Raw genomic sequence first — 12,564 nt, 5'->3', positions numbered from 1 at the left:
ACAGCGCTTTAATCTGGTGACTTATCAGCCGCCTGATCTTGATAACGAGGATCTGCAGCGCGCTCCTCAGCATCATCACGATCGCGACGCACAGAATCTAAATAATCTTGTAGTGCATAACAAAGCTTATCGCATCCAAGCCCGGTTAATGCAGATATCTCAAAGACGGGGCCTTTCCACTTAAAGCGCTTGATGAAGTCCGCAACCACCTTCTTGCGATCCTCTTCAGGAATCATGTCGACCTTATTGAGCACCAACCAACGTGGCTTTTCAACCAGTGCTTCATCGTATTTGCGCAATTCGTTGACGATAGCAACAGCATCGGCTACAGGATCAATATTCTCATCAAATGGGGCGATATCTACCAAATGAAGCAACACACCTGTACGCTGCAAATGGCGTAAAAAGCGATGTCCTAGGCCCGCACCTTCAGCTGCACCTTCAATTAAACCTGGAATATCCGCAATCACAAAACTACGCTCATTACCTACGCGAACCACACCTAAATTCGGGTGCAATGTAGTAAAGGGATAGTCAGCAATTTTTGGACGCGCATTTGAAACCGCAGTAATCAAAGTAGATTTACCCGCATTAGGCATTCCCAATAAACCAACGTCCGCTAATACCTTCAACTCAAGCTTGAGCTTGCGACGTTCACCTTCTTTGCCATTCGTCTTCTGACGTGGCGCCCTATTGGTACTGCTCTTAAAGTGAATATTTCCCCAACCGCCTACTCCGCCTTGCGCCAAACATAAGCGCTCACCATGCGTAGTTAAGTCGGCAATAGGCTCACCAGTTTCGTAATCGGAAATAATCGTGCCAACGGGCATACGTAATTCAATGTCATCACCTGCGCGACCATAACAGTCAGCGCCACGCCCAGGCTCACCATTTTTGGCGGTATGGGTTTTTGCGTAACGATAGTCAATTAAAGTATTGATATTGCGGTCAGCAGTAGCCCAAACACTTCCACCTTTGCCACCGTCACCACCATCGGGTCCGCCAAATTCAATAAACTTTTCGCGGCGCATAGATGCGCTCCCGGAGCCACCCTGGCCGGCTATAACTTCAATGCGTGCTTCGTCTATAAATTTCATGAATAAAAAAGGCCTCGCTTAGCGAGGCCTGTTCCTAAGAGTTAAATTCGGAATGAATCTGAATCAAACGTGTCTCAGTCAGGCTGCCTTATGAACGAGGCAGAACTGAAACCTGGGCCTTCTTCAAAGCACCCTTAACGCCGAATTCCACTTGACCGTCAATTAAGGCAAACAAAGTGTGATCCTTACCAATACCAACGTTAGCGCCCGGATGAACACGTGTACCACGTTGACGAATGATGATGCTGCCAGCATTAATATGCTCGCCGCCAAATACCTTAACGCCTAAGCGTTTCGATTCTGAGTCGCGGCCATTTCGTGTTGAACCGCCGCCTTTTTTCTGTGCCATATCTTTCTCCTGCTGTGAATTAGGCTTTAATCGTGTTGATCAAAATTTCAGTGAAATTCTGACGATGGCCTTGGTGCTTTTGATAATGCTTGCGACGGCGCATCTTAAAGATTGTCACTTTATCGTGACGTCCCTGGGAGACGACAGTGGCCATCACAGCTGCACCATTAACCAATGGATCACCTAATTTCAGTGAAGCGCCTTCGCCTACGGCGAGGACTTGGTCAAGAGTGATTTCGCTGCCGATTTCCGCTGGTATCTGTTCTATTTTCAATTTTTCGCCTGCAGCAACTTTATACTGTTTGCCACCGGTTTTTATGACCGCGTACATGGTTTGAAACCTCAATTAATATCTACATTTAAGCTAATCCACCCTGGATAAGCTAAGCCCATTATTATATCTTGCATGACGAGCACTGTCAAAACCAATGAACTAAGCCAAATCTTAGCCCCAATTTCCTTAGAATTCAAGGGGTTAGATGAGGTTATTCGCCTTAGGCTAGCGTCAAAAGTCGCCCTCATTGACCAAATCTCCACATATATCATCCAGGCGGGCGGAAAGCGGGTTAGGCCGGCCCTCCTCATGCTGGTAGCCAAGGCTCTAGCCAATGGCAAAGAATCTGCACACACTTTAGAGATGGCGGCGGTAGTCGAGTTCATCCATACCGCCACCCTTCTGCACGATGACGTAGTTGATGAATCTACCCTCAGAAGAGGTCGAGAAACTGCCAATGCCGCCTTCGGTAATGCAGCAAGCGTTTTAGTGGGCGATTTTTTATACTCCAGAGCCTTCCAGATGATGGTTGCTCCAAATGACCTGAGAGTCATGCAAATTCTTTCGGATGCTACCAACACGATTGCTGAAGGCGAAGTCTTGCAGCTCTTGAATATGAATGACCCAGAAGTAGATGAAGCCAGCTACCTACAAGTCATTCGCTATAAAACTGCCAAATTATTTGAGGCCTCTACTGAGCTTGGCGCGATATTAGCCAGCGCGACAGATAGCCAACGTGAACAGGCCGCTGCATTTGGTCGTCATATTGGCACAGCATTTCAGCTCATGGATGATTTGCTGGATTACACCGCCAATGCTGCTCAAATGGGTAAAAACGCTGGCGATGATCTACGTGAAGGTAAGCCAACGCTTCCGTTAATTTATTTATTGGAAAACGGTAGCAATGAAGAGCGTCTTTTAGTACGCGCTGCCATTGAACAAAATCAAGATTTACCAGAAGACGTGTTCGCTCAAATTTTAGGTGCTGTACAAAGTTCCGGCGCCCTCGACTACACGCAGGCCGTCGCAAAACGAGAAGCTGATTTAGCGTTAGATTGCATAAGTGAATTTCCAAGCAATGAGGCTACTACGGCATTGCGTGACTTGTGCACCTACTCCCTCGCGCGACAAACCTGAGACCCCATATTTAACTTTAGAGGAATGCATCATGGCTCAATGGCTTAGATTTCAGCACCAAGGTAAAAGAGGCTTAGGACAACTACAAGGCGATCAGGTGGTGGTTTATGAGGGCGATTTATTTAATCAACCTAGAGCCACAGGCGCAACCCTCAAATTAAGCGATATCACAATTGACATCCCTTGTACCCCCTCAAAAATGGTGGCAATTGTAGATAACTTTCATGCATTGGTTGCTAAGCTAGAACATGCAGTTCCCGCTGAGCCTTTGTATTTTTTGAAAGGCAATAATTCTTTCTTAGCCACAAACCAAGTTATTCGAACCCCAAAATCCTACTCAGGAAAAGTGGTTTACGAAGGCGAACTAGGAATTGTCATTGGCAAGCGCTGTCATGAAGTTGATGAGGCCGAAGCTGCAAAGGCTATCTTTGGCTATACCTGCATCAATGACGTCACTGCAATTGAAATTCTCAATCGTGACCCGGGATATGCTCAATGGACTCGGTCTAAGAGTTTCAATACTTTTGGCGTATTTGGTCCTTACATCACTACTGATGTGGATCCCAGTACATTACATATCAAGACCATTTTGAATGATCAAGAGCGTCAAAATTATCCGATTGCAGACATGATTTTTCCACCCGCCAAACTCGTTAGCCTGATCTCGCAAGATGTGCCGCTTGAAGCCGGTGACATTATTGCCTGTGGTACTTCAGTGGGCGTTGGCTCAATGAAGCCCGGCAGCAATGTCAGCATCATCATTGACGGTGTTGGTCGCCTGGATAATCGATTCGAGTAACTAAACACCTTAAAAACAAAAAACCCTTGCTAGCAGTAGCAAGGGTTTTTTTCCAGCCAATCCAACGTCTCGCGAATCTGGAAACAGGTTTACCTTAGTAACCAGAAACAGATGGCAGAGCCAAACTTCCTTTGGAAGCCTGCACATTTTCATCTAAGTATTTGGTCAGAGCGAATACCGTATTTAAGCAAGGTGTCGAAGTCTGAGTAATCTTACCGAGTTCAATGACCGAGCCCAATAAGGCATCGATTTCTAAGCTCCGACCCGCTTCTAAATCTTGCAACATAGATGTCTTGTGCTTACCCACCTTTTCAGCACCAGCAATTCGACGCTCAATATCAACACGGAAGGTAACGCCCAACTTTTCAGCGATAGTCTGTGCTTCAGCCATCATGTTGCGAGCCAACTCTTTGGTCAATGGGTACTGACAGATGCCTTCGAGTGTTCCATGAGTTAATGAGCTAATGGGGTTAAACGTCATATTGCCCCAAAGCTTCAGCCAAATTTCAGAACGGATATCGTCCAAGATCGGTGACTTAAAGCCTGCAGCGCCCATCATTTCAGAAATCTTCTGAATGCGCTCAGTGGTTTTGCCATCTAACTCACCTAATGGAAAACGATTGCCTTCCACGTGACGGATGACGCCAGGAGCTTGAGTGAAGGTCGCTGGATAAACGACACAACCAATAATATTGTTTGGATTAATTGTCTTCTTAGCAAGACCGCCTGCATCGACAGTCTCCACTGAGTGATCCTGGTATTCACCATTCAGTTTTTGGAAATACCACCAAGGAATTCCGTTTTGCATTGGAATCAAAATAGTGTCAGGACCCATGATGGCTGCTAAGTCATTGATGATGGGCTCTACCTGATGGGCCTTCACAGCCAAAATCACCACATCCGGTGTTTCTGCGTCTCTAATTTTTTCAACTGCTTTAACTTGTGCAACTAAGGGCTCTGGCTGGTCATCCATGATCAATGCCAAGCCGCGCTCTTTAATAGCCGCTAAAGTAGCGCCGCGCGCAACTACAGTGACATCATTACCCGCTCGCGCCAACATGACAGCTAAGTAGCCGCCAATAGCGCCACCCCCACCGATCACACAGATTTTCATAGGAACTCCATAAGAACAAAAAATTACGTATTACTGTCATATTAGATGAGAATATTTTGCAGTGCAACAATTTATTATCTGCCTAATTTTTAAGCAAGAAGCGCTTTAAACTGCCTTTAATAGATCTTTTGGCACTAAGCTGCCCAAAATCATGCCCGCAATACTGGCTAATAGACCAGCGAGTTGAGGGGGAACAATCGCATTGGGAGCCAAAATTTCTGAGCTAATCCAAATAGTGAGTCCACCTACTACCGCCAGCAAGCCGCCCAAAGAATTCGCCCTAGACCAATAAATGCCAAATGCCAAGGGAACAAATGCAGCAACCAAGGTCACCTTGTAAGCGCTTTCCACCATTTTAAAAATAGAGAGTTCCGAATTGATCGCAAAAAATGTCACCACTATCGCAAAACATAAGACCGTGATGCGCATAATTTTGAGTAATTGACGATCAGACAAATGTTTGAAAAAGCCCCTAACAATATTTTCTGCGAATGTTACCGAAGGTGCCAATAATGTTGCGCTCGCACAGCTCTTAATCGCAGAAAGCAGGGCTCCAAAAAACATGACCTGAGCAATTAGAGGAGCATGATTCAAAATCAGCTTTGGCAGAATCATTTGTGGATCGGTATCCAGATACTCTTTGACTAAATCAGGGCTAATGAGGGTAGCTGAGTAAGCCAAGTACATGGGGACAAAAGCAAAAATAAAATACAGCACGCCACCCAGAATGGCTGCATTGACGGCAATATTGACGTTCTTACTAGAGGTGATGCGCTGGAATACATCTTGTTGGGGAATGGAGCCCAGCATCATGGTGCATAAGGCTGCCACAAAACCTAAGATCGAGGCTAAATTCATATCGGGCCAGAAATTACTAAATTGCCCTGCCGCCGCTGCATGCTCAATAACGACACTAATCCCGCCGGTCTGGGTTGACATTTCATTACCGATATACAGCATTCCAATCACAATAATGATCATCTGAATAAAGTCGGTAATCGCTACCGACCACATCCCCCCAAATAAGGTATAAATCAGCACACTTGCTGCGCCGATCAACATGCCACCTGTTTGAGTAATGCTTCCCTCCGACACCACATTAAATACCAAGCCCAATGCTTTAATTTGGGCAGCCACCCAACCCAAGTACGACACCACAATGCAAAGCGTTACTAAAACCTCCACGGTGCGGCCATATTTTTCGCGGAAAAAATCACCAATCGTGAGCATACGTCGGTTGTAGAGATGTCTTGCGAAAAAGAGGCCTACTAAAATTAAGCAGAGTGATGATCCAAAGGGATCAGCAACAACACCACCTAAGCCCTCCTTCAGGAAGGTTGCCGGAATTCCCAGAACTGTCTCAGAACCAAACCAAGTTGCAAAAACGGTTGCGGTCACAATGGGCATCGGTAAGCTATGCCCAGCTGCAGCAAAGTCTGCGGTGTTTTTGACGCGCAGAGCAGCCCACAGGCCAATGCCTACAGATACCACCCAGTAAATGATGACGAACCAAATAAGCACGCCTAATTTCTCCCTCGAAAATCTGCTGAAATTATATGACCATGTCACTTTTAGCAATAAGGGAATTAGCGCCAATTTAGAGCGGTCTGGTCTGACATAATCCAAGGGTGCAGATCCCAAGAAAAACCTCCATCGGAAGCTCAGAGAGCGATCTAAGCTACCAAAAAGCCATTTTGGGTTCGGTCTCACGTACCTTCGCGCTTACCATTCCCCTATTGCCTCCAGATATTGAAATAGTGGTGGGCAATACCTATTTGCTATGTCGCATTGTTGACACCATTGAAGATGCAGCCGACTTAAGCCCCCAAATAAAACAAGATTTATCTAAACTATTTCTGGATGCAGTTCTAGAAAAATCCCCTGTCGAGACTTTTGTTGAACCTTGCCTTACTCACTTGCGTCATTACGGCAATTCTGATGAATTGGATTTGATTGCAAATACGCCAACGGTTTTACGGATATTGCATACCTGCTCCGCCAACGATCAAGCTGCTGTCAGTCGCTGTGTTTCCATCATGTCCGAAGGAATGTCTCGCTTCCATGGAAAACAAAATGAGGCTGGACTTAAAAATCTGACTGAGTTTGAAGAATATTGTTATGTCGTTGCGGGTGTAGTTGGGGAACTTTTAACCACCATCTTCAGCAACCATTCCCAAGCCTTTACTAAAAACATCGTAGGTCATGAGGAGCTTGCTATTGCTTTTGGTCAAGCATTGCAAATGACTAATATCCTTAAGGACTCACCAGAAGATAAAGCACGGGGCGTCTCATGGAAGCCAGCTAATATGAGCCAAACAACCTTATTGGCGATTGCTTATGACAAGCTAAAGGACTCTCTGAACTACATCCTACTCATCCCTAAGACGGATTTGGGGATGCGCCGCTTTTGCTTTCTTGCCTTTGGCCTAGCGGTAATGACACTCTCGAAAATCGCCAAACGTGACAAATTTAATTGCAAAGATGAGGTGAAGTTATCTCGAAAATCGGTGATGGCTTTTTATGCCTTTACTAAGGTCGCAGTTAATAGCAATCTTCTGATGAAAGTATTTTTTCAGGTTTATGCAAAACCTCTTAGGACGGCAGTTTCAAAAAGCTAAAGTACCCCTTCATGCTGTAAAAGCCACAACTTAATTTGCCTATATAGGCCAGGCGCATTCTCCTTCATAAAACCCCCAATACCTTGGGTTGACACCACCCGATGGCAAGGAGAAATTAGTGGATATGGATTGGCGCCACAGGCCGTTCCTACTGCACGTGGTCCGCTTTTAATTTTGGCGGCTAATTCACCATACGTTTGTGTTTTCCCTACTGGTATTGCTTGAATATGTTTCCAAACTTTTTGTTGGTGAATAGTTCCCGCCGGCTTTAATGGCAAATCAAATTGATACAGAGGATCTGCAAAATAGGCTTTACATTGCCTGGCCACCTCTTTAGCCAATTCATTCTTGGGGGTCGACAAGGGGGCTTCCTTAGACAAGTAATCAACCTTAGAAACCATCAGACTGCCTTCAACTAACTCGGTCAATATACCTAAGCGCCCAAAAGGGGCCGCTATGACGCAGTACTGCGCGCTATTAGAGGATGCGGGCTGTTGAGAGAGCTTCATGATGCCCATTCTCACATAAATAAATAGAAGCTCTGACACCCCATTCCATCCTGGCTATAGCTAGTGAAAGGTCACTTTGCTATATTGAATCACTCTTACTTTTTGCAGGCTCGTTCCATGGATACTTTTTTTGACGATTGGCCGCTTTATGCCCAGGCCGCCTTAGTCATATTTTTGCTAGCGCTTTCTGGTTTTTTCTCCATGGCAGAGACCAGCATGTTGTCATCGAATCGCCATCGTCTCAGGGCGATGGCCAATAACGGCAACTCTGGTGCATCCTTAGCGGAGAGATTGTTGAAACGGGTTGATTCATTGCTATCGGTATTGCTGATATCCAATAACCTGATCAACACCATCCTCCCGATTCTGGTTACTGGCATAGCTTTACATCTTTTTGGTGACAGTGGTCTAGTACTCTCAATTGCCACTCTCGTAGTCGCGCTACTCATCATTATCTTCAGCGAAATTACGCCTAAAGTGATTGGCGCAGCCTTCCCTGAAAAAATTGCTTCTAATGTTGGATGGCTCATTCTCCCTCTGACCGTCATTCTCAAGCCCCTCCTGTGGTTTATTAATAACTTTGTCTCGGGCCTAATGAAAGTGTCAGGTTTGCACTCATCCTCTGATAGCCGGGTGATGAGCAAAGAAGAGTTGCGGAGCTTGGTGCTGGAATCGAATCGCTTTGTTTCCAATCACCATCGCAATATTTTGTTAAATCTATTCAATCTTGAAAACATCACTGTTGATGACGTGATGACTCCTCGCTCAAAAATCGAAATCCTGGATCTCTCTAGACCTATTGATGAGGTTGTACAACAACTAGAAACTTGCTATCACAATAAATTACCTGTGTGCGATGGCGACTCCGAGAAAATTATTGGAATCTTATCGGTGAAGAAAGCCTTATCCCTCCTGGGCGACACTGATTTGAAGCATGGGGATTTCCGCTCACTGGTGAATGAGCCCTACTTCATTCCTAGCGGTACTCCTGTTCTACAGCAAATGCAGTTCTTTCAAGATAACCAGCAACGTCTGGGTTTGGTCGTTAATGAATATGGCGAGGTCTTAGGTTTGCTAACTTTTGAGGATATTGTCGAAGAATTAATTGGTGAGTTCACCACCTCATTTTCTAATTTATCAACTGATCCTCATTGGTTAAAAGATGGAACCTACCTTGCTAGTGGAAGCGCTTCTTTGCGAGACTTAAATCGTCTCCTGAATCTCAATCTACCTTTAGATGGTCCTCGCACTTTAAATGGTCTTATTCTTGAAAAACTAGAAGCAATTCCCGACCATGATGTCAGTGTTCGTATTGCCGGGATCGTCATGGAGATCGTGCAATTCGATGATCAGGGCGTTAAGACAGTCAAGCTCTATCAACCAGATTACAGTCAAAATCAAGATTGAGTAGTGCTCATGACGACTCACTAATCATTCGGACCTGGTATGAGATAGCCGTTAATGCACTCCATGCCAGAGCTAGTGATATTCATATTGAAGCGGGCCCCCAAGATACCTTAGTGCGCTTTCGGGTTGATGGGCTACTCAACAAACAAGCTCGTTACTCTGTAGACCTGCATGAACGATTAATCACACGTATCAAAATACTGGCTCGCCTTGATATTGCAGAAAAGCGGTTGCCCCAAGATGGGCGACTGTGCATAGGCCATGACTTTACTAAACCTGATGTTGATTGCCGGGTGTCCATCATTCCTACACTGCATGGAGAAAAGGCAGTCATCAGGATATTACTCAATCATCTCGAAGAGCTAGCCTTGGAGCAAATTGGTCTCTTGCCAGAGCAGCTAGCAATCTTTCAAAAGGCGCTCAGTCAGCCTAATGGACTCATCTTAGTCACAGGCCCAACTGGTAGCGGAAAGACCAGAACCCTGTATAGCTGCCTACAAGAACTCAATCAAATTCATCGCAATCTTTGCTCTATTGAGGATCCGATTGAAATTCGTCTTCCTGGCATCAACCAAGTTGCCTATCACCCCCGTGCCGGCCTCGATTTTCCAGTCATTATTAAAGCCCTACTAAGGCAGGATCCCGATGTCATCATGATTGGAGAAATCCGGGATGGCGCCACCGCACAACTTGCTATACAAGCAGCGCAAACAGGCCATCTCGTTCTCAGCACCCTACATACTCGTGATGCCAGAGGAGCGCTGGCTAGACTAAAAAACCTGGGCATAGATCAAGAAGCTCTTGAGTCAACCTTGCTGAGTGTGAGCTCTCAACGATTGCTGCGCAAGATCTGTACTGAGTGCTCCCAAAAAATACCTACTCCACCCCTAGTCAACTGCTCGATGTGCATGGGTAAGGGGTATTGGGGTCGAATTGGTGTTCATGAAGTTCTGAGCGCTAAACATCTATTCATCCCCTCATTGCCTTATTTGAGTATGTATGAGGCAGGACTCCACTATGTCAAAACTGGTGAAGTCAACCAGGCATCATTGAATAATGAGGTCAGTGCATGGCGCTAAATAAACAGAGTCAATTAGACTTTGCTCAGCAACTCTTGGCACTGTTAAATGCAGGCTTAGCCTTACTAAACGCCATTGAACTTATTCAGGAATCATCCCAAAAAAGTTGGCAACCCTGGCTAAAAGGCCTGTTAAGTGAACTCAAGAAGGGAAATAGCTTTTCTCAAAGTCTCAAATCCCAGCATAATCAATTCTCTGTCGAATTTATCAATCTCATTCGCGTAAGCGAACGTACCGGAGATATTGAACGCGCCCTCAGAACAATTTGTGCGCAACTGGAATCCCAAATTGAGTTGCGACGCAAAATACAACAAGCTCTTAGCTACCCTCTCATTACTTTAACTAGCTCACTTTTGCTAGTGGTAGTAATGATGATTTGGGTGGTTCCCGTATTTAAGGATGTCTTTGCACATTTTCAGGCGGAATTGCCACCCCCAACCAAAGCCCTCATTCAGGTCTCGAACCTCATCAATCACTATTTTCTAGAAATCAGCATTTGCCTAATCAGTAGCTCAATCTTTTTTCTTGTAGCCTGGAATAGATCATCCACACTACAGAAAATGTGTGACCAATGGAGTTTTCGCATCCCGCTTATCGGGAAACTACTTCGCCTAGCGACATTAACGTATTGGTGCCGCACATTAGGACACTTACTAGAATCTGGTCTTCCACTTCCAGATGCCCTAAGGGTGACTGCCCAATCATCCAATCACTGGCTTAGCCATGACTGCAGTGCAGAGGTATTTAAACATCTCACCCAGGGATGGCCTTTGGGTGAGGCCCTCAAGAGAGGAGATCCAAAAAGCCGTTTGTTTGATCATGAAACTCTACAACTACTCCATATCGCCTCAGAAAGTGGCTGCCTTTCCCAAATGCTAAACAAACGCGCCATGACCTTAGGCTCACAATTAAGTAATCGTCTGAATAGCCTAAGTCAGACTTTAGAGCCATTATTAATTATCGTAGTGGGATTCATTATTGGTAGCCTAGTCATTATTCTGTATCTACCAATATTTAATTTAGGGCAGATTGTTTAATGGGTTTTCTCACTTCAAGCGTCTTTATTCGTGGCCTGTTCATTCTTGCGTTGATTTATCTTGCTTATCAAGATGCGAGAACTTTTCGTCTTTCCGACCGCGTAACTTTGCCGCTTTTAGTATTGGGCCTTGTTTTCAATAGCTTTGACAGTACCCGATTGGTAAGTTTCCCAGATGCTCTTACTGGAGCTATTCTTGGATATTCATTCTTTTGGCTTATGAATTTTTTATACCGTCTAATCAAAAAGCAAAATGGCATAGGAATGGGGGATGCCAAGCTATTAGCAGCCCTTGGCGCCTGGTTGGGGTTTAACGCATTACCCGATGTCATACTGATTGCTGCGCTGAGTGGCACGTTAGGAGGTTTTATTTGGCTTAAAGTCCAAGACCAACGTCATCGCGCACCCTTTCCATTTGGACCATTTCTGGCATTTGCTGGCATCATTGAACTGTTATGGCCACACTTTCTTCAAACCTTCATTCTGATCAATTTGATTTAGGCGATTTTAAGGGCCAGATTTTGCTGGTTGGCCTAACGGGTGGAATTGGCTCAGGGAAAACAGCAGTAAGTGATTTGCTAGGCCAATTAGGTGCCGGCGTTATCGATACCGACTTAATTTCACATCAGATCACCGCAACCAATGGCAAAGCCATTCCTGCCATTCGCCATGAATTTGGCCCTGAATTTATTAACAATGATGGCGCATTAGATAGGCCCAAAATGCGAGCCCTAGTATTTGCACAGCCTGAGGCTCGTAAGACTTTAGAGGTCATTACCCACCCCCTCATCAGACAAGAGGCCGTCAAACAGGCTGAGGAGCTTAGCAAGGCTGGCGTCCCCTACCTTGTTTTTGCAGTACCCCTCCTGATCGAGTCGAAAGGCTGGCAAAACCTAGTTGACTATCTGGTGGTCGTAGATTGCCCGGAGGAAGTCCAAATTGAAAGGGTGATGCACCGCAACAATTTATCCCGGGAAGAGGTTAAAAAAATCCTTGCAGCCCAAACCTCTCGGCAAGAGCGTCTGGCCTGCGCAAATGCGGTGATTGAAAATCAAGGTAGCCCAGACCAATTGGCCAGCCAAGTGCGGCAATTAAATCAAAAAATACTGCAGATTCAGAAAGATTTGCTCAGTTCGTCATAGAAT

14 protein-coding genes are annotated in these 12,564 nt (G+C 45.4%); 8 read left to right on the top strand and 6 right to left on the bottom strand.

What is annotated here, in order from left to right:
- Nucleotides 1-8 precede the first annotated feature (8 nt).
- The 3 genes from cgtA to rplU all read right to left on the bottom strand — a co-directional run bounded on the left by cgtA (nt 9) and on the right by rplU (nt 1,777).
- Nucleotides 9-1,097 carry an Obg family GTPase CgtA gene (gene cgtA / locus PNUC_RS01050; protein WP_011902042.1) on the bottom strand — a complete coding sequence of 363 codons (1,089 nt, stop codon included), beginning with the start codon at nt 1,095-1,097 and terminating at the stop codon, nt 9-11.
- An 88-nt stretch (nt 1,098-1,185) separates the two neighbouring features.
- Nucleotides 1,186-1,446, bottom strand: a complete 261-nt coding sequence (gene rpmA / locus PNUC_RS01045; RefSeq protein WP_011902041.1) for a 50S ribosomal protein L27 — start codon at nt 1,444-1,446, stop codon at nt 1,186-1,188.
- 19 nt (nt 1,447-1,465) lie between these two features.
- A complete protein-coding gene (gene rplU, locus PNUC_RS01040; RefSeq protein WP_011902040.1) occupies nt 1,466-1,777 on the bottom strand; it encodes a 50S ribosomal protein L21 in 312 nt (103 codons plus the stop codon).
- Nucleotides 1,778-1,852: 75 nt separating this feature from the next.
- On the opposite strand from rplU, the gene PNUC_RS01035 reads away from it, so the two are divergent.
- Complete coding sequence (locus tag PNUC_RS01035; protein WP_011902039.1) at nt 1,853-2,857, top strand: polyprenyl synthetase family protein; 1,005 nt, start codon at nt 1,853-1,855, stop codon at nt 2,855-2,857.
- A gap of 31 nt (nt 2,858-2,888) precedes the next feature.
- Entirely contained in the window at nt 2,889-3,656 is a 768-nt protein-coding gene (locus PNUC_RS01030) for a fumarylacetoacetate hydrolase family protein (RefSeq protein ID WP_011902038.1), read from the top strand.
- Between the two features lie 94 nt (nt 3,657-3,750).
- Here PNUC_RS01030 and PNUC_RS01025 read toward each other — a convergent pair whose 3' ends face one another.
- Complete coding sequence (locus PNUC_RS01025; protein ID WP_011902037.1) at nt 3,751-4,770, bottom strand: 2-dehydropantoate 2-reductase; 1,020 nt, start codon at nt 4,768-4,770, stop codon at nt 3,751-3,753.
- A gap of 105 nt (nt 4,771-4,875) precedes the next feature.
- Entirely contained in the window at nt 4,876-6,291 is a 1,416-nt protein-coding gene (locus tag PNUC_RS01020) for a sodium:solute symporter family protein (RefSeq protein ID WP_011902036.1), read from the bottom strand.
- 107 nt (nt 6,292-6,398) lie between these two features.
- Here PNUC_RS01020 and PNUC_RS01015 point away from each other — a divergent pair, with 107 nt between their 5' ends.
- Nucleotides 6,399-7,388, top strand: coding sequence for a squalene/phytoene synthase family protein (locus PNUC_RS01015; protein ID WP_011902035.1), 990 nt, complete (start codon nt 6,399-6,401; stop codon nt 7,386-7,388).
- Here the strand turns inward: PNUC_RS01015 and PNUC_RS01010 are convergent.
- The gene (locus PNUC_RS01010) at nt 7,385-7,897 is read right to left on the bottom strand and encodes a methylated-DNA--[protein]-cysteine S-methyltransferase (protein WP_048812191.1); all 513 of its coding nucleotides are present in this window, start codon (nt 7,895-7,897) and stop codon (nt 7,385-7,387) included. The genes PNUC_RS01015 and PNUC_RS01010 overlap by 4 nt on opposite strands.
- A 117-nt stretch (nt 7,898-8,014) precedes the next feature.
- On the opposite strand from PNUC_RS01010, the gene PNUC_RS01005 reads away from it, so the two are divergent.
- From PNUC_RS01005 to coaE, 5 genes are read left to right on the top strand one after another with little or no spacing between them, the layout of a single operon-like run.
- Nucleotides 8,015-9,304 carry an HlyC/CorC family transporter gene (locus tag PNUC_RS01005; RefSeq protein ID WP_011902033.1) on the top strand — a complete coding sequence of 430 codons (1,290 nt, stop codon included), beginning with the start codon at nt 8,015-8,017 and terminating at the stop codon, nt 9,302-9,304.
- Nucleotides 9,301-10,383: a GspE/PulE family protein gene (locus PNUC_RS01000; protein ID WP_011902032.1), complete on the top strand. Its 1,083-nt coding sequence runs from the start codon at nt 9,301-9,303 to the stop codon at nt 10,381-10,383. The genes PNUC_RS01005 and PNUC_RS01000 overlap by 4 nt, the downstream gene beginning before the upstream one ends.
- A complete protein-coding gene (locus PNUC_RS00995; RefSeq protein WP_011902031.1) occupies nt 10,374-11,420 on the top strand; it encodes a type II secretion system F family protein in 1,047 nt (348 codons plus the stop codon). The genes PNUC_RS01000 and PNUC_RS00995 overlap by 10 nt, the downstream gene beginning before the upstream one ends.
- Nucleotides 11,420-11,920, top strand: coding sequence for a prepilin peptidase (locus PNUC_RS00990; RefSeq protein ID WP_011902030.1), 501 nt, complete (start codon nt 11,420-11,422; stop codon nt 11,918-11,920). Before PNUC_RS00995 ends, PNUC_RS00990 begins: the two co-directional genes overlap by 1 nt.
- Nucleotides 11,921-11,937: 17 nt before the next feature.
- The gene (gene coaE / locus PNUC_RS00985; RefSeq protein ID WP_048812190.1) at nt 11,938-12,561 is read left to right on the top strand and encodes a dephospho-CoA kinase; all 624 of its coding nucleotides are present in this window, start codon (nt 11,938-11,940) and stop codon (nt 12,559-12,561) included.
- The last annotated feature ends 3 nt before the right edge of the window (nt 12,562-12,564 follow it).

Source organism: Polynucleobacter asymbioticus QLW-P1DMWA-1 (genome assembly GCF_000016345.1).
In the GTDB taxonomy this organism is placed as follows: domain Bacteria; phylum Pseudomonadota; class Gammaproteobacteria; order Burkholderiales; family Burkholderiaceae; genus Polynucleobacter; species Polynucleobacter asymbioticus.
Note: the sequence above shows the minus strand (reverse complement) of the source record. Positions and strands in the feature narration are given on the sequence as shown.